This window comes from Psychromonas aquimarina ATCC BAA-1526 (assembly GCF_000428725.1).
In the GTDB taxonomy this organism is placed as follows: Bacteria; Pseudomonadota; Gammaproteobacteria; order Enterobacterales; family Psychromonadaceae; genus Psychromonas; species Psychromonas aquimarina.
This window is the reverse complement of record NZ_AUAM01000011.1, coordinates 29588-49468: the sequence shown is the minus strand read 5'-3', so window position 1 is coordinate 49468 and position 19881 is coordinate 29588. Positions and strand designations below refer to the sequence as shown.

Below are 19881 nucleotides of genomic sequence, written 5' to 3'. Positions count from 1 at the left end.
TTAACCCTGTTTTAATGTCTTATTTTAACTCTTATGGAAACCCATGAATCGTTATCCCCTGATTGAAATTCCCTTTAATAACCGTAATAGCTGCTGGTTCTGCGGCGAGCCTAAGGACAAAGAGATTAATTTTCCTAAGCACAGCAGTGAAGAAAGTTTAATGGATCATATACCGCTCTGCCTGCCGAGCTGTAATGAGTGCTCTAATATAGTTAAGCGCACCGCATTCAGCTCATTATTTGCTTACCGTGATGCAGTTAAAAAGGCCTTGACTGTTAAACATCAGAAAACTTTAAGCATAGGCTCTAACTGGACTAAAAAAGAGCTGGAAGAGTCTGAATTAGAAGGCAGTGCCTTTGAGGGCTTTAAACGCAGTGCCTGGTTTATGTTTGAGATGATCCAGGGGCGTATTAATTATCAGGGCTGGGAGCTGCGGATCAATAATGAGAAGTTATATATAGAGCAGGAAGATCAAGCTTTCGAGTTTGACGGTACAACTTATGTAAACCTGGACAGTGCAGTAACACATGCGGTTAAAACCTTTCACTTAGACGAACAGCTGTTTACCCGGGTTTTAAGTGTAATTGGTAAAGATAAGTTCGGTCAGGCAATTCGTTTATGCCGCTTATATCCTATGCTGACCAGTAAAAACCGGGAACTGGTGTTTGTGGAAATTTTAGACAGTATCGGTCTGTAAACCGGCAGTTAGAATTACTTAAGATATAATTATAGATAAAGATTTAAGGAGAAAATGTCGAGTGTCATCAATTGACTTTGATAAAGAAAAAAATTCTTTTAGAGATTATTACGATGCAAATATTGGCTCATTAGAAACAGCCAAGAACTCTTTTGTGGCTTTAGTTGAATCACTGACTAAGGGCAGTATCTCAATTTCAAAAATTGAGGGAAGAGTAAAAAATAGAGAAGAGTGCATAAAAAAATTCAATCTTAAATACCGTAATGCCCTGGAAGAAGCTTTCCAGCATTATACGATTAAGGATCATATTAGCGATCTGATTGGATTAAGAGTGGTGTGCTTATATGAAGATGATGTCGAAAAACTGAAAAGCAAACTTGCAGAGCATTTTCTGGTGATTGATGTGACGGATAAAACCTCACAGATTGAAGATACGGAAGATTCTTTCGGTTATAAAGGAATTCATCTGGATTTAAAGTTAAATGATATTCGCCGTAATCTGCCTGAATACGAGGTGTGTAAAGATTTAAGCTTTGAAGTGCAGATAAGAACGATTATTCAGGATTCCTGGAGTATTCTGGATCATAAAATAAAATATAAAAAAGTGATTCCCAAGCAGCTGAAAAGACGTATTAATACCTTAGCGGCTCTTTTTGAGTTAGCCGACAGAGAATTTAAAGAGATAAGAATTGCCACCGATGCCGAATTAGAAAAAACCCAGGATATTGCTGATTCTGCTGCGGGCACCAGCATACCCGACAGCAGCGATTTAAAAGGCAATGAATTCAATGCGTTCAGTTTCTTAAAAATTGCCGGTCATTTTTTCAGTGGTTTTGAATTTGAGTCCTATAAGGTGGATGGTTTTACTCAGGAAATTGTTTCACTGAAGCCGCAGATAACCAGGGGAAAATTTAACTTTTATATTCGTGAAACTATTACTGCAGTAAAAAAATACAAAGCATTTTTTGCAGGATCAAGCCCGGCGGGCTCCATGAATCCTTATACCATTATCCGCCATTGTCTGTATTTAGGTGACAAAGAAGTTTTTTCCAGCATGCTTACCGCTTCCGCAAAGAAATCATTTGAAAAATGGCTGCTGGATAATCCCTATTATGTAAATTATTGCGGAGAAAAATAACGGCTGATAAAAAGGGACAAACTGTCCCTTTTTGTTTTTTTCTGCAGTTCTATTCCATTAACCACATTTTAGCCTGGCGGCCGGGCAGATAGAATTTATGCCATCGGCTGCTGATATTCTGCACGTCACTACTGTCCAGCGTATCGCGGTAGTTTTTATACCACCAGAGATTGTTGACCGAGGTATCTACCCAGATATCCTGACCATCAGTGCATTTGTTAATACCGACAACTCCTATATGATCACGTTTAAACAGGATGATACAGTCATTATTAGCCATTACCTGCATCCCGCTGCCCTGTGCTGCATTGTGGAATTTAAGCATGCCCTTAACATCTGAGCGTTTGTATAAATCCACCCAGCGGCTGCCGTCATTACTCTCATTATGATCCGAGTAAATCATAGGTAATCCGCCGTCACGGCCCATAATATAGGCGTTAGCCAGGTATTCATCAGTTTCTGCCATTATCTGATAGCGAAACCCCTGATTAGTGGGAATATCGTGTGTGATGGAGAAAGTAACCGCTCGTGAGCCGGGTAATGCCTGGCCGTAGGCGCCCGGATCAACGAGTTTATTCATTGAGCCGCCGATGGCGAATGCACTGCGCATAGAGGCAAATAATGGAAAATCATAGGCCGAATGACTGGTACCGTTCAGATACGGCGCCAGGAAACTGTCGTAACTCGTGTCACCGGCTCCGCCTGAGGTTATAATCTCCCCAAATACATGAACAGCAGTTTTGATTTCATCGCTGAACACAGAATTAATATGGTAATTGTTCATATGTTTTGCAGCATCAACACGGAAACCCGTTACACCTAAATTTTTAAGTGCGCGCAGATATTCCTGCTGCTGAGAAACAACCCAGTTGTTCGGCTCCAGATCCGGCAGGCCGCTGTCGCCGCTTCCGCCGCATAAACGCCAGTACTGTACGTCACCGGGGTTACTCCAGTCGCTGATGCAGCCGGCAGGATGGAAGTCTCCGCCGCTTACAAAACCATTGCTCAGATCACCGAAAAGTTTGATCGAGTTGTAGTAGGGGAGATCTGCCTCATAGTCTGCTAATACAGCTTCACCCGGGTAATCCAGATCCGGGTGCTTCCATGATTCGTTAGCCATATGATTAAAAACAATATCGGCATAGGTTTCAATGCCTTTACTTTTCAGGGCCCGGATCATCTCTTTAAAGTCAGTGGTATCACCAAGAGGGCTGTGGATTATACGTAAATCCTGCGGCTGGTAGCGTGCCCACCATTCACTGCCGCTAGATTTGTAAGCCGGTGAAACAAGAACTTTTTTGTAACCTAGATCCGCTATCTCCTGTGCTTTAGATGCGACATCATCGTATGTCCAGTTAAAAGCATGCAGAATAGCATCGGCAGAAGCTCCGTGAGCTGTTAACAACCCGGCTGTTATCACTGCAGTGCTGCACAGTTGTTTAACTTTTCTGACTAAAGTGGAGCTGCTGCTAAGTGTAAATTCCATTTTCTCTTCACTCATAATTCATCCCTCTAACCATAAAAAATCATCTTACCGACGGGTCTAACAAGAACTCCAGACGGTTAGTCAGGAGCCGCGTTTTATGCTGTTATCTGCTGCAGATATAACGAAATCACAAACTATCTATAACTGAAGGTAATATCAATGACATTGATCACATTGAAGATGCCGCAGGTTTTCGCGGGGATAATAATGGTGTACGGCTCAACTTTTCTCTGATCCGGCAGAATCTGTCGTTATGCTTATGCTGTAATTATTGATAGGTATTTGTCTTCATAACTAAGTCGTATTGGATAAAAACATGTCTCTGAACTAAAGTTCAAAATGTGATCAAGTAATTGTCAGTTGGCTGTGTATGTATATATGTACATTGATCATTATTTGGAGAAAACCCGTGGCTATTTTTCATAAAAAAAATAATAAAGAGCTTTCAGGTGCTCATAAAAAGCAGGTGTGGAAGTCATTTATTATTCTGTTTATTCCTTTTACTGTTATCAATATTCTCGCTTTTATACTGGTTAATATACTGTTTATGAATGTTGAGCAGGTGCAGCAGCAGAGTAGAGTTCAGGCTGCTATTGAGGTCGGTTCTCGTCTGGCGCAGCGCGATTTTGATACGGTTATTTCTCAGTTGGAGTTTTTGGTAAATAGTGAGTCTATGAAGGCGTTTATTGGTGAAAATAATGCCGATACACGCGAACGCCTTAAACTGGAATTTTTTAATTTAGCAGATACTGCGCACCTTTATGATCAGGTCCGCCTGCTTGGTCCAGGCGGCAGGGAGCTGGTGCGGATCGATTATAAAAACGGTGAACCTTTGGTTGTTCCTGCAGAGCAGCTGCAGGATAAGTCTAATCGTTATTATTTCCTGAAGAGCGCCTCTATAAACAATGACAAACTGTATATTTCGCCTTTGGATCTCAATATTGAGCAGGGCAGAGTTGAAATGCCCCGCAAGCCGATGATTCGATTTGCTAAACCCGTGCGTAATCAGGCCGGAGAACTTAAAGGAGTGGTAGTTTTAAATTATTTCGGACGCCTGTTTCTTGATACATTTCGTAAACAGATGGCTGTTGCGCCGGGAGAGGCTGCTCTGCTTAACAATGAAGGTTTCTGGCTGTCCAGTGAAGATGCCTCACGTGAATGGGGATTTATACTGGATCATCAGCAGAGTTTCAGCGCACTGTATCCGGAGGTCTGGCGGCAGATAAAGCTTATGGAGCAGGGGATTATCAACTGGAAGAATGGACGATTTTCTTTTGCAAGCGTACATCCGGTTGTTAATGTTCATGAAAAGGTTGCAAATAGAGATCATTTCCTGGATGAATGGAAGATTGTGATCGTTAATACCGTTTGGGATTATACTCCCGCCTTTCTGTTTACTAAGGTTAAATTTCTTTATCCAATTTTAGTGATTTACCCGCTGGGTTTAATCCTTATTTATATATGGGCGAGAGCATCGACCGGCAGAAAAGCCGCAGAATTGAAACTCAAAAAACTTAATCACTCTTTAGAGCGCCGGGTCAAGGAGCGTACCAGAGAGCTGGAGGTGACTAAAAGTGTCACTATCCTGAGTATGGCAGCGCTGGCCGAGACACGTGATAACGAAACGGGTCTGCATTTGAGGCGGACGCAGAATTATGTGCGTCTGCTGGCTGCTGAGCTGCGCAGCCACCCGGATTTTTCAGAATTTCTAAACAATGATGCGATCGAATTATTGTATAAATCAGCCCCGCTGCATGATATCGGTAAAGTTGGTATCCCCGATGAAATACTTTTGAAACCAGGAAAGTTGAGTAATAAAGAATTTGAAATTATGCAGCAGCATACCGTTTACGGCAGCAAAGCAATTGAGTCTTCTATCCTGACCCTTACCTCAGAGCTTCAGCAGGTTAACGGGCCGACTTTTTTACAGTTTGCTCGTGATATTGCTCATTATCATCATGAAAAGTGGGATGGAAGCGGCTATCCTGAAGGTCTGGCAGCCGATCAGATCCCCATTGCCGCACGGATCATGGCAGTGGCAGATGTTTTTGATGCGCTCTCCAGCCGCCGTGTTTATAAAAAAGCGTTTGGCCGACAGGAGACCGAAAAAATTATTTCAGCAGGGCGGGGCAGTCATTTTGATCCGCGTATTATTGATGCTTTTATGTCTGTTAAAGAGTCATTCTGGCAGATTAATAATCAGTTCTCTGAGCCAGCCTGCCCAGTGCATAAATTAACAGCGGAACGCACAGTTAAGTGCGCTGGTTCCGTGGCATAAAAAACTCGCATTTTATTCTGCCGCCTGCAGCTGAGTTAAAACATCTGATAAAGAACCGCTGATATTATGGCCCAGTGCAATTACATCTGCACAAGGTTTTACCAGATCAGGCACCTGATAAACCTGCATGCCGGCCGCGACCCCTGAGCGTACTCCGTTGCTTGAATCTTCAAAAGCTAAACAATTTTCCGGTCGAACATTTAAGCGCTCGGCCGCCAGCAGAAATATTTCCGGATCGGGCTTGCCGTTTTTAACTTCACAGCCGGTACTAAGGTGTTCAAAGTAATCCAGTAAACCCGCTAGCTTCAGCTTGGTTTTAGCCAGCTCTCTTGGGGTTGATGTTGCCACTGCAGCAGGAATAGATTGTGATTTTAACCAGGTTAATAAATCAATTACGCCGGCTTTTACCGGAATAGCCTGATGTTCAACAATAGGATGATAACGTTTCATCCATTCGTGACGCAGTGTTTCATAATCAAGTTCAGGGCCGTAACCGTTTCGCAGCACTTGTTCAATACCTGCCGCATTGCTGCCGATAATGCCTAAATATACATCTTCTAACATAGGCAGCGATAAAAACTCACAGGCTTCCCGAAACGCCTGCATGCAGACTTTTTCGGTATCTAAAAGAAGGCCGTCCATATCAAAAACGGCTGCTTGGTAATTCATTGTATTTCCTTGAGTTAAATTTCTATTTAGTAGGCACGGTATAGTTTTAAGCACAGTTTGACTGCTGATAATAACAATTTCATGCAATGCTGTTAATCAATTACTTGCTTGAATATTATGAGGGTAAATATCTTCCTTAAGACTTTGTTTATTAATGTGATTTGCAGTGCTTAATAAAAGCTGTTTTATTGATATTATAGTGATGTGACTTTCTATTTAAGGAGCCTAGTCGTTATTGGTTTGATTCGGCCCTTATGTTTATAACCAGTAAAATTACTTAAGGATAAATTAATGGAACTAATTTATAAGCATGAAAAACCTCTTTTTATTACTGCAGCTGTTTTATCTGCAGTATTCTGGCTTATGCTGACCATAGGTACCTTCGGCCTGGTATTTATTTACCTGCTGACAGCGTATCTGTTTTTCTTATTTGCCCACTCTGCATTTATTTCACATCTTAAGGGGGCCGGTGTAAAAATAAGTGAACAGCAGTATCCTGATTTATATAAAAAGTTAGTTGAGGGATGTACAAAAGTCGGCTTAAGTGAAATTCCGGAAGCCTATCTGTTAAGAACAGGTTATTTTAATGCCTTAGCAACTAAATTTTTAGGCCGTCATTTTGTGGTTTTATTTACCGATGTTATTGACGCATTAGAGCAGCAGCCGGGAGCATTAGATTTTTATATCGGCCATGAATTAGGTCATATCCACAGAAAGCATTTATCACGACGCGCATTTATTATGCCGGCTTCTATATTACCTGTTATCGGTTCGGCACTTTACCGTGCACAGGAATACACCTGTGATCGTTATGGTGTTGCCTGCTGTCAGTGTGAAGATGATATTAAGGCGGCGATCGCAGCTATGGCTGCTGGTGATACAAGGTGGCAGTCGATTAATCTGCAGGCTTATCTTAGCCAGATAAATGAAACCAGCGGTTTTTGGATGTCATTTAATGAATTAAACAGTGATTACCCGTGGCTTACTAAACGTATGGCTGCAGCCCTTGCTTTAAGTAAAGGCGAAGAGATTAAACATCCTTCTCGCCATGCCGCTGCCTGGCTGCTTTCTTTGTTTATTCCACGTTTCGGGATGGGGGCCTCGGGAGCCGGCGGTTTAATTATAGTTGCCGCTATTATCGGCATACTGGCCGCCGTTGCAATACCTGCTTACCAGAAATATGCTGATGACGTTCAGGCGTACGCGCCGATGAATCCGGTGAATGAACAGGTAGTTGATTATGTCGACAGTCGTAACGGGGCCTCTGTGCAGAGAGTCTCAGATAACAAAGCCGCTGTGCTTATTATTAATAGTTAACTGTTAACGGTTGAAAAGGAGACAGTTAAGTCTCCTTTTTGTTCCTGCTGTTAATTAGCTGCCTCAACAGCCCGTTGTATTGCCGGACCTATTTGACGCTTGCGTGATGTTACATTCTTAAGCACTAACCAGCCGTCTGCATCCTGGCCTTGAAAAGCAGCCCGGGCAAGAGCGGCATCTGCCTTATCAATCCACAGCAGGTTGGCTTGTTTATTCTTGGTATCGGTAACTGAAAAGAATAGATGGTCTAGGTTATTGGCTTTTTTATAAACCTGCATAGCAGTTATAAATTCATCTTTTCTGTCTGTTAACTGCTCAGCAGTTAATGTTTCTGCGACGCCGATACCGACTTTTTTACCTGCATATTCAAAAGTTTTGTAGTCCATAGTCAGAATAGCAGCAGCATCCGTTCCACTTAAATCCGATTTAGCGATCAGCATCTGTTCGCCGAAGGAGTGAAAATCACTAATGCCGGCTTGTTCGGCTAATTTAAGTGCATAATCGCGATCATACCGGGTTGTTGTTGCTGACTGTAAGACTAGGGTATCCGATAAAATACCGGCTAAGGTTGTACAGGCAGCCTGCTGCGGCAGGCTGATACTTAATGATGCAGCCCGGTCTGCAAGAATTGTCGCGGCTGATCCCCAGGGGCGGATATCAACAGCCGCGACCTGTGCTAAATTTACCGGGCTGCCGCCGATCGCATGATGATCAATAATTGCTGTAATACTGCTCGGATCAATCGTTTTGTGGAGCTGGGTTTTCTGATTAAAATCAACTAGACCGACTTGTTTACCCGTAAAGTCATCTAACTGCAGTGGTGTTTCAGCCTGGCAGTATTCAAGTACAAAACGACTTTCCGGATTAATTTTCTGCGGCACTACCGCTGTACCACCGTAGATATGAGCCGCCGCTATTGCAGCTGTCATGCTGTCTGTATCGGGGCTGAGATGACCTGTCCATATTAAATTCTGTGTATTGTTTTTTTGCGGGTCATTTAATTCAAAAGCACTGCTGCTTGTGCTGATAAATGCTAGAGATAATAATGCATAAGAAAATTTCATGGTTTATCCGTTTTTAAGGTTTTTAAGGTTTTTAAAGATTTTAAGAATAGGGATAAACTGTGAATATTTTATGACAGCGCATATAAATGAATATTTTCTTTATATAAACACCCTGATCTTCATTGTTACAGATCACTGCTTCAGAAAGATTTTAACAATTGAATCTGAGCTGCTTTATACTCTGTTTTTATTCTTCAGGGTGATAATAAAAGGAGTTTAACTTGTCTCATAAAGCATTTCTCAGCTCTTTACTGCACGATACAGATTCCCGTTACGGCAGAATTTTTGCTTTTGTTATTCAAGGGTTAATCCTGGTTTCTTTAGTGACCTTCTCAATGGATACTCTGCCGGATTTATCGCAGACAACGCTTGTTGTTTTAAAGCGCATTGAAATAATTACCGTGCTTATTTTTACGCTTGAATATGCTTTACGTATTTATGCCGCCGATAAAAAATCATCTTATATTTTTAGTTTTTACGGCATGGTGGATCTGGCTGCTATTGTCCCCTTCTATTTCATTCCCGGTGTGGATCTGCGTTCAGTGCGGATTGTACGTTTGTTAAGGCTGCTGCGTATTTTAAAGCTGTTTAAATACAGTAAAGCGTTAAACCGGTTGTACCGCGCATTTATACTGGTAAAAGAGGAGCTGCTGCTGTTTGCTTTTGTTGCACTGATTATGTTTTATCTGTCTGCTGTGGGGATTTATTATTTTGAACATAAACAGCAGCCGGAGTTGTTTAAGTCGATATTCCACAGCTTATGGTGGGCGCTGACTACGCTGACCACGGTTGGTTACGGTGATATGTTCCCGGTTACTATGGGCGGTAAAATTTTTACTTTCTTTGTTCTGCTGGTCGGGCTCGGAATAGTGGCGGTACCAACGGGGTTAATTGCGACGGCATTGTCACAGACACGTTTACAGGAGCCTCTCGAGCAGGCGAAACCTGATGGTGAACATGCAGCTGTTTTAACAGAAGAGGAATTCCATCATGGTAACTTCCCGGTTTATAAAGCTCAGGCAGATGAAAACTGGCGGCGCTTTAAGATAAAAGAGGGCATTGCAAATGTACTCTATGAGCCGGCTCATAATAATCCACAGGCATCATCGGGACGGCAGGGGGCTGGTAAGTTAATCGGCAGGTGGCTGTATAACGAGCAGCCGGATAAACAGGAACAGCTGCTGCAGAGCAGTATTGAACTGTTTATGGATTCCAGTTTAGAGCCTAATGCCAGTGTTGGTTTACATGCGCATCTGGATACGGAAGAGATCTATTATCTGCTCCAGGGGCAGTTGTTTATTGAACTTATTGGTAATAATGGGGAAATTACTAAGCAGACAATAAACCCGGGAGATACCCACCTGATACTAGCTGGAGAAAGCCATTTTATTCAGGCGGGCGGCCAGGGAGCAAGATTTATTGTTGTTGCTGCTAAGGCTCCGTTAACAGAAAAGCCTGAATCAGCTTAAGTTTCTTTTATGGCCGCGGTGTTAAATATTTTTCCTCTAATTCAGCCGTCGTTAACGGACGTGAATAAAAGTACCCCTGAATATGGTCTATCTGGCAGTTTATTGTCTCTTCCAGTTCCTCTTTTGTTTCAACTCCTTCTGCTATAACCGATAAATTAAAGTTGGCGGCGAGATGAACAATTGTTTTTACAATTTTCTGATTATCTGAGTTAAGGTGCAGGTTGGTAATAAATGTCCTGTCTATTTTTAAGGTGTCGATCGGCAGCTGCGGCAGATAAGACAAGCTTGAATAACCTGTACCGAAGTCATCAATACTGATCCGGATAGCTCTGCGGCGCATTTTATTAAGCAGTTCGATGGTTTCTTCTATATTTTCCATAAGTACGCCTTCGGTGAGTTCTATCTCTAATAAATCACCGGGGATCTGGTAGCGCTGCAGCTGCTGAAACAGGTAATCAGTAAAATGCGGCTGCTTGAGCTGCACAGCTGATACGTTAATTGATACTGGAGGTACCTGTAAACCTTGATCCAGCCATATGCGGATCTGACGCAGTACGCTTTTAATTATCCAGCCTCCCAGCTCAATAATAAAACCATTCTGCTCTGCTACAGGAATAAAGTCAGCAGGAGAAATCCAGCTATGATCAGCTGTTTTCCAGCGCAGAAGGGATTCTAGTCCAACTAAGGTATTTGTTTTTGAATTCATTTTCGGCTGATAAACCAGACTGAACTCCTGGTTTTTCATTGCCTGATGGAGCTGATTGCCCAGTTTCATTTTATACAGCAGCTGATCGGCAAATTCCTGTACAAAATAAACACAATGTTTATGTTTATTTATTTTGCTTTGATACATGGCCAGGTCTGCATTTTTTAACAGTGTTTCACAACTGTGGCCGTCATCGGGAGCGACTGCAATCCCGAAGCTGGCGCTGAGGTTATAATTTAGTTCTTCAAGAATTACCGGGCTTTCAAACTGCTGCAGCAGTAAGGTTTGTAACCTTTCTAGAGAGTTATCCTGCTTGTAATACTGATGCGATATAATAAATTCATCACCGCTGTAGCGGGCGACAATAGTATGCTCGTCAATTAATGTTTTTAAGCGCCTGGAGATTTCAATAAGTACCTGATCGCCGCATGCATGGCCTAAGCTGTCATTGAGGGTTTTAAAATGGTTCAGGCCGAGCAGAATTACTGCTACATGAGACTCCGGCTGCTGCAGCGCTTTGCTTATCTGGCGGGTAAAAGAGATTCGATTAGGCAGGTCGGTTAAGTCGTCGTGGTAGGCAAGGTAGAGCATCTGTCGTTCGGCTTTTTTGCGTTTACTGATATCTCTGGCTATTCCTGCGGTGCCGACGACCTGATTGTGTTCATCAAAAATCGGTACCTTGATGGTTTCAGACCAGGCCGCGCAGCCGTCGGAGCCTGTTATCAGCTCCTCGGTACGGACCATCTGTTTTTCTCTCAGGGTTTTCAGATCATCCTCATAATAAGCCATTGCCTGCGTTTGGTCGTCACAGATATCAAAGTCAGTTTTGCCTAAAATCTGTTGTTCAGGTATAGAAAATGCTCTGGAAAATTGTTTATTGACTAATAAAAAGCGTGACTGTTTATCTTTAAGCCAGATTAGATCCGGAATATGGCTTATCAGAGAGTGAAGATGGCGGTGGGTCTGCCTGAGATCTCGATACTTTCGTTTCATGTTTATTAAATGAAAAGCAGTGATAGATAAAGCGACTAATAAAAAAACAGTAATACTAATACTGATGTGAAGCGGCGGCATATTAAGGGCCCTGAGTCTTAAGGTGACGGCGTATTTTTTATAATAAGGGGGATTAGTCTTTTCTGGTAGCGAAATGTGCCGGTAGTGTGAAGCTCCTGTTTCATTTAAATGCAGAACTGAAAGCAGTTCTGCTGTTTGATGAACTTTTTTAGATTAATGAACTCATATACCCGTTACCAATCAAAATGCATTTATCAGGCGCTAGCTCGGACACCAAGACAAGGCGCAGCATGATGACAATGGCTAGTCCTTATCGAATACTGCAACGCTGTATTGGTTTTCTAGCTAGCGCCCCACAGGGCAAGCCGTGAGGCAAACACTTTCGTTGTTGTGAAGTTTCGATTTAACCAGTTAGATCTTCACCTTCACGCCTAGAAATTATTCACCTCACGACTTGCTGATTTTTGCATCTTGAATGATAACGGGTATAGTGGATAATTGTTACACAAATTTAACACCTCGATGAGTTTATGGTTCTTATAAGTAGTCAGACGAAAAAACAAAAGTATGCACGCTGGACTATGCTGCTGGTTGTAATGATCATGACATTTTGTCTCAGCCAGCGCGCTGGTTTTGTAACATCCTGTTCAATAAATGCCTCTCAACAAGCACAGCAGGAGCTGCCTGTGCTTACACTGGATGAATGTGACTCGGCTGTGCATCTGCTGCAGTGGTTTGCCGCCAGCTTAGATGCAGCGCTCTTTACTTTGCTGTTAACTCTGCTGCTGGTGGTCTGTTTCAGCTCCTATGCGGTTCAATTTGTTCCTTTTACTGCACCTCGCGCACCTCCGCTGCGGCGGCATCTTGTTTTTTGTGTTTTTCGTGAATGAAATTTTTTGTGCAAATTCCGGCTCTTTATTAGTGCCTGTTTATTTTTGAAAATTGCCTCCAGCAGGAGCAAAGAACAAGGATAAACAGGCCCAAGTCAGCGGTTAAGTTTTGCTGACTGCATTTTATTATTACTTGGAGATTTCCAATTGAATTCATTATTTCGTTCTATTTTTTTTACTTTTCTACTGAGTGTGTCATTGCTCACTCATGCCGCCGTTAAATTCGGCAGTGTTCCTGAGCTAAGTAATATTGCTCCAGCTGAATTCAGCAGTGTTTCAGCTGGTTTTTCGCCGCTCAACCAGACATCAACCGGCTGGTTAGTTAATCCTAATCATCCTCCGGTTTCTGTACAGATGCAGCTGACCGGACAAAGTGATCCGTCATTAAAAACTGTTAATGCGGTACTGCAGGTTAAGCTTGAGGGTGACTGGAAAACCTACTGGCGTTCCCCGGGTGAGGGAGGTGTCGCACCTAGTTTTGATTTTTCACAGTCAGAGAATGTATCTGATGTCAGCTGGGTCTGGCCGGCACCCAAGCGTTATCCGGTATTAGGTGTTGAAACATTAGGTTACAAGCATGAGATTAATTTTCCTATTACTGTGCAGGTGCAGGATTTCTCAGAGCCTGTTCGCTTAAAAGGTATTATGACTATGTCGTCATGTACCAATATTTGTGTGCTGACTGATTATGATGTTGAATTAAACTTCGACGCCGCAGATCTGCATATCGATAACGATGCTTTTTTTGCTTTCAATCAAGGCATCGGTGCGGTGCCGATGAAACTTGATCAGCAGGCGATAAAAGACAAAAAAACCAGCTCAACAGTTTCTGCTTACCGTTCTTACTGGGACGCTGAAAGCCAGGCTCTGATGGTACAGATTGACAATCAAAGCGGCTGGTTATCTCCAGATCTGTTTATTGACTCACAGGATTCCGAGCTGGCCGAAGTCAGTTATTCTGCCCCGGATATAAAAATTTCCGATAAGCAGTTAACGGCCCGCATCACAGCTTCAAGCTGGACAGGTCCGGTAGATTTAGCGGATCGTGCTGTCAATATTACCGTGGTTGATAAAGACTTAGCGGTAGAGTTAAGTACTACACCTTCTCGACAGGTTATTGCTTTCGAGTCGAGCAGTATTATTACTATGTTTTTAATTGCCCTGTTAGGCGGTTTGATTTTAAATATTATGCCCTGTGTTTTACCGGTATTAGGCATGAAGTTAAGTTCGGTTCTATCAGCACATGGTATAAAACGCCGCCAGATCCGCAGACAGTTCTTTGCATCAGCTGCCGGCATTTTAACTTCATTCTGGTTATTAGCCGGCTTTTTGCTGATCCTTAAATTTTCCGGACAGGCATTAGGCTGGGGTATTCAGTTCCAAAGTCCTTATTTTATTACCGTGATGGTGGTGATCACCGCTTTATTTGCGGCTAATATGCTGGGGTTATTTGAAATTCAGCTGCCAAGCAGCATGCAGACCTGGCTAGCGACTAAAGGCGGTCACTCTTATCTCGGTCATTATTTACAGGGCATGTTTGCAACCCTGTTAGCAACGCCCTGCAGTGCACCGTTTCTAGGTACCGCTGTTGCGTTTGCATTAGGTGCATCTAACCTGGAGCTGCTGACTATATTCAGCGCACTCGGGCTGGGTATGGCATTTCCGTGGATATTAATTGCGCTGTTTCCGGCAATAGCCTTACGTCTGCCTAAACCCGGAAAATGGATGGGCACTGTTAAAACGGTATTTGCGCTGATGATTTTAATTACCAGTTACTGGCTGCTAAGTTTATTAACCGTTTTTATCGGTACTGGTATTACCCTGTTAACCGGCCTTACTTTAACAGTTCTCTTATTAGTTTTAATTGCCAGAAAACGCGGTAAAAAAATATTAATCACTGTTTTAGCCAGCTTGTTAGTCGCCAGTGTCTCCGGCATGGTCATTGCCAGTTTAACAACCAGTAAATGGGTACAGCCTATGGCTCAGCTGGACTGGACAAAGTTAGATACAAATCTGATAGAGCAGCAGGTTAAGCAGGGAAATATCGTTTTTGTTGATGTCACTGCAGACTGGTGCATTACCTGTAAAGCCAATAAAATCGGCGTACTGCTGCAGGAGCCTGTTTATAGTGCGCTTCAGGATGAACAAGTAATGACCATGAAAGGAGACTGGACTGTCCCCTCTCAAGATGTCACCGCTTATCTGCAGTCCTACGGCCGCTTTGGTGTACCTTTTAATATTGTTTACGGTCCCGGCGCACCGCAGGGAGTACCCTTAGCCACTATTTTGACTACCGATGAAGTGCTTAGCGCTATTCAGCAGGCTAGAGGAGCTCAATAATGACAAAGCAGATTTCTGATCTTGTAGAAAAACATAAAGGCTGGCGGGGCTGGCTGAAAGAAGCGCTTGTTTTAGTGCTTTTGTTGACTCTTATCAGCTGGGCTGTCGATTTCTGGCGCAGCGGCTCCATGGCCTCTGGACAGGCTCCCGCATTAACTGCTGTTTCTGTGCAGGGAGAGCAGATTGATTTAGGTGCTATGAGTCAGGATAAACCTGTACTGCTTTATTTCTGGGCGACCTGGTGTCCGGTGTGCAGTTATGTTTCTCCTTCAGTGGATTTCTTCTCGGATGATTATCAGGTTCTGACAGTGGCTTTAACTTCCGGAGAGGCAGAGCGGGTGAATAAATACCAGCAGGCAAAAGAATATGATTTCAGCACGATTAACGATCCGAAAGGGCAGATAAGTCAGGCTTGGGGGATCTCTGTAACGCCGACTATTTTTATTATCGATAAAGGTGAAATAAAGTCAGTAACAAGCGGCTTTACATCTCCTATGGGCATGTGGATGCGTCTTAAGCTGGCTTAGATTACGCCTGGCGTGAAGCATAAAAGCAGCGCTCTTGCGGCGCTGCTTTTTATCATAGTGATAAGTTATAGTGCTTATTCTTCTTTATTCTTTCGAAAATGTTCTCGATTAAAAACTTTACTCAGGCTGAAGGAGGCTGCGCAGACATGCCGGGCTAATTCATGATTCAGCCATAAATACCCAAAGAAATTAATATTGCTCAGATGGCAGCTGCTGTCAACGGCACTAACCGTTTCACTGGTGATTGTGAACAGGCTGATATCGTCGGCTAATATCTGCTGCACATCGCCTAGATCAACCTGCAGGCTGATCTGGTTCATATGTTCAAACAGATCTGATGCTCCCTGCATTAAATCTGAATTAGTTTTTATCTTTTGAAAAGCATTCTGGCTGCGCCACTGCCGGTTAATCAGCGTTTCTAATACACTTAAAATACGGCGCTCTAAAAAAATGATATCGGTAATATCCTGCTCATCGCCTTTCCACTCTTTATATATATGTGCCGTTAATGAGCGCTGTTTATCTAAATTGGTGCTGAGCAGTTTCAGATTGTAGTCAGCCGCGCCGTCATCGCTGTTTAAACCTTTGTTATGCAGAAGGTAATAATCGCTGCTGAGCAGTAAAAACTCTGTTACCAGGAGCTGAAAGTGGACTAATGCCCGTGAGGGGAAAAACAGGCGGCTGCACAGGATGGTTAATAATGTTGCCCAGATAACATTAATTGCCCGCCATTCTGCAACCACAATATTGTCAGCCCCGCCGGGCCCGGCAACTAAAAATAGAGTGAGTGCTACTAAGACAGCCGCATAGGAGTATTTCCCCACGACTGCATACATAGCTACAGCTAAGATCAGCAGAAGAATTAAATCGTGCAGAACAACGTAGCCGCCAGGCAGCAGGTAGACGGCTAAACCAAGAAGTGCGCCGATAATCGTGCCGCTTAAGCGCTGATTGGCTTTAGTTAAAACTGAACCTAAATATGAAACCGGCCCCATCACCACAATAATAGTGATCAGTGCCCAGCTGGAGTGCGGGAATTCGAAAACTCGAATCACAACAAGTGCAATCGCGCAGGCGATAACAACCCGTAAAGCATGAAGCATTCGCTGGTGGCGAATTACAAAACGATCTGACAGCAGCATTATGCAGACTTAATCTAATTAAAAAAATGAGAATATTCTTTTTTATACAGAAAACCAATAAAGAATAGCTTATTTTTCGGCTTTGATTATCAGTAGTCTCCCGAATTTACTCAGGAGACTGACTTGTCTTGTTGTTTACGCCTGTGAAAGCGGTGACTGTGTTTCTCTAGAATTAATAACTTTAAGACGCAGATGATCGTAACAGTAATTAAATACCAGAGTGTAAAGCATAATAAACAGGGTGATGCCTATATCCAGAATAAATGCTTCCATCAGACTGATCTGTAAAATATAAGCCATCACCGGAGTGGTTAAAATTACCAGCCCGGATTCAAAAACTAAAACATACAAAACCCGTAATTTTAAACTTCTTTTTTCACGGGCACCGCGATAAATCTGGTCAAAAGCCAGGTTGAAAAGATAATTCCACACCATCGCTATTAACGATATGACGATCATAGTTTTTAATGCCGAATAAAGTGCGATATCTGAAAATATAATTAAACCGATAATTGTTAAAGATAATGCAATGACTTCAAATAAAAGCATATGTAATAGACGTTCGCGTGCTGACATAAATTTTCTCCTGGTAACCTTTGTAACTAAATGTTGGAACTATTGTGGCTTTAAACTAAGATGAGAGAAAGTTAGAAGCCATCACAGGTCGTGATATGTATAGTCTTGAACAGTTAAAAATATTTGTTGCCGTTTCTGAAAACGGATCCTTTTCCGCGACTGCGCGTAAGCTTAAAAGAGCTCAGTCCGGTATCAGTCAGTCCATCTCTAATCTTGAAATTTCTCTTGATAAACAATTGTTTGACCGAGGCAGTAATACACCGACCTTAAGTGATGACGGTAAGGCGCTATTACCCGTTGCGAAATCTCTACTGCAGCAGCAGCGCCAGTTTGATCAGAAAGTAGCAGCATTATCACAGCAGCAGGAACACGAATTAATTATTGGAATAGAAGAAAGCCTTTCCTACGGGCCTATTTTCAGCAAAATAAAAAAATTTGCCGAGCAGTTTCCCATGACCAATCTGGAAGTGGTAACCGCTTCAACCTACGATATTGAAGAATACGTACGTAACGGTGATGTGCATATCGGCCTGATTTACAGCAAAGGGGAAATTCCCGATGATGTTGATTTTGGAACGCTTGGTTATAACAAGTTTATTACTGTAGCGGGCGCTTCGCACCCGCTTGCCGGTCTGCAGGAAATTAATGATCAGATTTTACGTGCTTACCGGCAGCTGGTTTTACGTACTTATCACGGCAAAGAGTTATGGTTCAGCCACGCTATCAGTACGCAGATCTGGTACGCCAGTAATCATCATCTGCTGCTTGAATTAGCAGAGCAGGGCATAGGCTGGACTATGCTGCCTGAAGATCTTGCTTTAGACTCTTTGGCGCAGGGTAAAGTCATCCTGCTGGATGTGACTTACGAGCCCTACGGCTGGATGAATACCATTGATTATATTGTCAGCAGGCGTTCTCAGCAGGGCCCGGCTCTGCAGGGATTAATTAAATTATTAAAGCAGGCCTTCTGATAAAAAACGTTTGTGCCGGATTTGTTTCAAATCAATCTGAATAAGGCCTGTTAGATAGATAATTGGAGCTTAGATAAATTTACATAATGGAAGCCGTTGATGGATTATATTACTGCTCAGCTTAAAAGCTTTATCATCTTGATATTTACCCTGTTAATGCTGTCACTGAACTGTGCGGTTAGTAGAGCGGCCGTTGTGGACAGTGAGCTGGGTTTTGAGCTGGAACTGCCGGAGCGCTGGATAAAATTAGATCAGGAAAGTGCACAGTCTATTTACGCTCAGGCGTTGTCTTTATTTAAAAAAAAGAAAATAAGCAAGGCGCAGTTTCTTGAGTTCAGAGAGCTTTTCAGCGTAGTGGAAAGCAGCACCGATACTGTATTTATGCCCGTTGATATTATCGGCCTGCTTAAAAAGAAAGAAGCTTATTCGGTCGTCTGGCTTAGCCTGGAGCATAAACATCTGCCTCAGAATGAAAAGCAGGTAAGCGCATGGTGTAAAACTAACCGTGAGCCCTATGACATTGACTGCAGCCGTAAAACCGCTGACGGCAGAACAGTGATGGTGCTGGAGCGTGACTCGATAGGGCGGTCTGGTAAAGCTTTTGCTTATACAAAAACAGTACGTTTTTATCAGCTTAGTAATCATGTCAGTTTAGCTTTCAGTGTTTTCGGCAGCGGTGATTATGATCCCGATGCTCTGCTGTTTAAGCAGAATATAAATAAAAGCACCATACAGGTGGTTAAAAAAATAGGCGCCATCTACAAACAGGCTGAGAATATATCCACAGCTGAGCAGGCCGGACAGTTTATTACAAACTTACAATATGTTGCGGATTTTGGTGATCCGCAGGCAAATACGGCAATTGCTGAATATCTTACCAATACCGGGAAACCGCAGCAGGCAGAAAACTATCTGCACAAGGCGATTGCTGCCCCCTGGCATTTAGCTGACGCTATGTATGCGCTGGCACTGCTTTATCATGCGAATCCTGAGCTTGTTGACAGCAGCGGGCCGGATACGGATCAGCTAATTGCACAGGCCGCTTCTAAAGGTTATAAGCCGGCGCTGGAGCTTGTTGAGCAGGCGGTAACAAAAGGTAACGCTAATGCTTTGTATATTAAATACCAGTTGACTGAAGAGGTACTCTGGCTGCATAAGGCCGCTGAAAAGTCTGCACAGGCTATGCTCCATTTAGCGCTGCTGAATTATCAGGAAGAGCAGGGGGAGGTGATTGGTTTAGTGCGTAATGCACAGGAAATAACGGCAGCAGATAAGTTAAGTATTCATGAACTGAAGCGTTTGACCCCTTTCTTTGCCCATCTGCTGCGTATTAATACTATGATAAATACGCGCGAGCAGCCGCTTAGTGAGCATAAAACTGAGTATCAGGCGCTCTTAAAAAGTATTTTTGAGAAAAGCTTAGCGCCTTTGTCCGCATCACAAGCTCTCTCTGAATCTGAATGGTCTGCTGTCTATTATCAGGCAAAATCGTCAGCTAACCGCAGCGGCGATCCGCTGTTTGATATTATAGAAAAATATAAAAATGAAGCTGCCGGGAAATAGATATGGGTTATTGAATATTTTACAAATAAGCCCA

The 19881-nt window shown here is 42.9% G+C and carries 16 protein-coding genes; 10 read left to right on the top strand and 6 right to left on the bottom strand.

Annotation, left to right across the window (positions count from 1 at the left end; translation table 11 throughout):
• The first annotated feature begins 43 nt into the window (after positions 1-43).
• Positions 44-697, top strand: a complete 654-nt coding sequence (locus G337_RS0103850) for a hypothetical protein (protein ID WP_028862701.1) — start codon at positions 44-46, stop codon at positions 695-697.
• A gap of 61 nt (positions 698-758) precedes the next feature.
• The gene (locus G337_RS0103845) at positions 759-1835 is read left to right on the top strand and encodes a GTP pyrophosphokinase (protein WP_028862700.1); all 1077 of its coding nucleotides are present in this window, start codon (positions 759-761) and stop codon (positions 1833-1835) included.
• A 49-nt stretch (positions 1836-1884) separates the two neighbouring features.
• Here G337_RS0103845 and G337_RS0103840 read toward each other — a convergent pair whose 3' ends face one another.
• The gene (locus G337_RS0103840) at positions 1885-3336 is read right to left on the bottom strand and encodes an alpha-amylase family protein (RefSeq protein WP_245597628.1); all 1452 of its coding nucleotides are present in this window, start codon (positions 3334-3336) and stop codon (positions 1885-1887) included.
• A gap of 394 nt (positions 3337-3730) precedes the next feature.
• Between G337_RS0103840 and G337_RS0103835 the strand changes: the two genes are divergently transcribed.
• Positions 3731-5599, top strand: coding sequence for an HD domain-containing phosphohydrolase (locus G337_RS0103835; protein ID WP_028862698.1), 1869 nt, complete (start codon positions 3731-3733; stop codon positions 5597-5599).
• Between the two features lie 12 nt (positions 5600-5611).
• Here the strand turns inward: G337_RS0103835 and G337_RS0103830 are convergent, their stop codons facing one another.
• Entirely contained in the window at positions 5612-6268 is a 657-nt protein-coding gene (locus tag G337_RS0103830) for an HAD family hydrolase (RefSeq protein ID WP_028862697.1), read from the bottom strand.
• A gap of 291 nt (positions 6269-6559) precedes the next feature.
• Between G337_RS0103830 and G337_RS25555 the strand changes: the two genes are divergently transcribed.
• Positions 6560-7585, top strand: a complete 1026-nt coding sequence (locus tag G337_RS25555) for a M48 family metalloprotease (protein WP_051302936.1) — start codon at positions 6560-6562, stop codon at positions 7583-7585.
• Between the two features lie 50 nt (positions 7586-7635).
• Here G337_RS25555 and G337_RS0103820 read toward each other — a convergent pair whose 3' ends face one another.
• Entirely contained in the window at positions 7636-8649 is a 1014-nt protein-coding gene (locus tag G337_RS0103820; RefSeq protein WP_028862696.1) for a manganese-dependent inorganic pyrophosphatase, read from the bottom strand.
• Positions 8650-8870: 221 nt separating this feature from the next.
• Here G337_RS0103820 and G337_RS28125 point away from each other — a divergent pair, with 221 nt between their 5' ends.
• Positions 8871-10118: an ion transporter gene (locus tag G337_RS28125; protein WP_084605273.1), complete on the top strand. Its 1248-nt coding sequence runs from the start codon at positions 8871-8873 to the stop codon at positions 10116-10118.
• A gap of 7 nt (positions 10119-10125) precedes the next feature.
• On the opposite strand, the gene G337_RS0103805 is transcribed toward G337_RS28125, so the two are convergent.
• On the bottom strand, positions 10126-11898 hold the full coding sequence (locus tag G337_RS0103805) for a putative bifunctional diguanylate cyclase/phosphodiesterase (protein WP_028862694.1): 1773 nt from the start codon (positions 11896-11898) through the stop codon (positions 10126-10128).
• Between the two features lie 470 nt (positions 11899-12368).
• On the opposite strand from G337_RS0103805, the gene G337_RS0103800 reads away from it, so the two are divergent.
• The 3 genes from G337_RS0103800 (at position 12369) to G337_RS0103790 (ending at position 15595) form a co-directional block, all read left to right on the top strand.
• Positions 12369-12728, top strand: a complete 360-nt coding sequence (locus G337_RS0103800; RefSeq protein ID WP_028862693.1) for a hypothetical protein — start codon at positions 12369-12371, stop codon at positions 12726-12728.
• 147 nt (positions 12729-12875) lie between these two features.
• Entirely contained in the window at positions 12876-15068 is a 2193-nt protein-coding gene (locus G337_RS0103795) for a protein-disulfide reductase DsbD family protein (RefSeq protein WP_028862692.1), read from the top strand.
• Positions 15068-15595, top strand: coding sequence for a protein disulfide oxidoreductase (locus tag G337_RS0103790; protein ID WP_028862691.1), 528 nt, complete (start codon positions 15068-15070; stop codon positions 15593-15595). Before G337_RS0103795 ends, G337_RS0103790 begins: the two co-directional genes overlap by 1 nt.
• A gap of 74 nt (positions 15596-15669) precedes the next feature.
• On the opposite strand, the gene G337_RS0103785 is transcribed toward G337_RS0103790, so the two are convergent.
• Positions 15670-16737, bottom strand: a complete 1068-nt coding sequence (locus G337_RS0103785) for an FUSC family protein (RefSeq protein WP_028862690.1) — start codon at positions 16735-16737, stop codon at positions 15670-15672.
• A 135-nt stretch (positions 16738-16872) separates the two neighbouring features.
• Positions 16873-17313 carry a PACE efflux transporter gene (locus G337_RS0103780; protein WP_028862689.1) on the bottom strand — a complete coding sequence of 147 codons (441 nt, stop codon included), beginning with the start codon at positions 17311-17313 and terminating at the stop codon, positions 16873-16875.
• A 95-nt stretch (positions 17314-17408) separates the two neighbouring features.
• Here G337_RS0103780 and G337_RS0103775 point away from each other — a divergent pair, with 95 nt between their 5' ends.
• Together G337_RS0103775 and G337_RS0103770 are read left to right on the top strand one after the other, a co-directional pair.
• The gene (locus G337_RS0103775; RefSeq protein WP_028862688.1) at positions 17409-18284 is read left to right on the top strand and encodes a LysR family transcriptional regulator; all 876 of its coding nucleotides are present in this window, start codon (positions 17409-17411) and stop codon (positions 18282-18284) included.
• 99 nt (positions 18285-18383) lie between these two features.
• Entirely contained in the window at positions 18384-19847 is a 1464-nt protein-coding gene (locus G337_RS0103770) for an SEL1-like repeat protein (RefSeq protein ID WP_028862687.1), read from the top strand.
• The last annotated feature ends 34 nt before the right edge of the window (positions 19848-19881 follow it).

Bases quoted from the DNA above. Each gene is read 5' to 3' on its own strand.
- G337_RS0103775 (WP_028862688.1), top strand. From the start codon at position 17,409: ATGTATAGTCTTGAACAGTTAAAAATATTTGTTGCCGTTTCTGAAAAC.
- G337_RS0103830 (WP_028862697.1), bottom strand. From the start codon at position 6,268: ATGAATTACCAAGCAGCCGTTTTTGATATGGACGGCCTTCTTTTAGAT.
- G337_RS0103805 (WP_028862694.1), bottom strand. From the start codon at position 11,898: ATGCCGCCGCTTCACATCAGTATTAGTATTACTGTTTTTTTATTAGTC.
- G337_RS0103800 (WP_028862693.1), top strand. From the start codon at position 12,369: ATGGTTCTTATAAGTAGTCAGACGAAAAAACAAAAGTATGCACGCTGG.
- G337_RS25555 (WP_051302936.1), top strand. From the start codon at position 6,560: ATGGAACTAATTTATAAGCATGAAAAACCTCTTTTTATTACTGCAGCT.
- G337_RS0103790 (WP_028862691.1), top strand. From the start codon at position 15,068: ATGACAAAGCAGATTTCTGATCTTGTAGAAAAACATAAAGGCTGGCGG.
- G337_RS0103770 (WP_028862687.1), top strand. From the start codon at position 18,384: ATGGATTATATTACTGCTCAGCTTAAAAGCTTTATCATCTTGATATTT.
- G337_RS0103820 (WP_028862696.1), bottom strand. From the start codon at position 8,649: ATGAAATTTTCTTATGCATTATTATCTCTAGCATTTATCAGCACAAGC.
- G337_RS0103785 (WP_028862690.1), bottom strand. From the start codon at position 16,737: ATGCTGCTGTCAGATCGTTTTGTAATTCGCCACCAGCGAATGCTTCAT.
- G337_RS0103850 (WP_028862701.1), top strand. From the start codon at position 44: ATGAATCGTTATCCCCTGATTGAAATTCCCTTTAATAACCGTAATAGC.
- G337_RS0103780 (WP_028862689.1), bottom strand. From the start codon at position 17,313: ATGTCAGCACGCGAACGTCTATTACATATGCTTTTATTTGAAGTCATT.
- G337_RS0103840 (WP_245597628.1), bottom strand. From the start codon at position 3,336: ATGAGTGAAGAGAAAATGGAATTTACACTTAGCAGCAGCTCCACTTTA.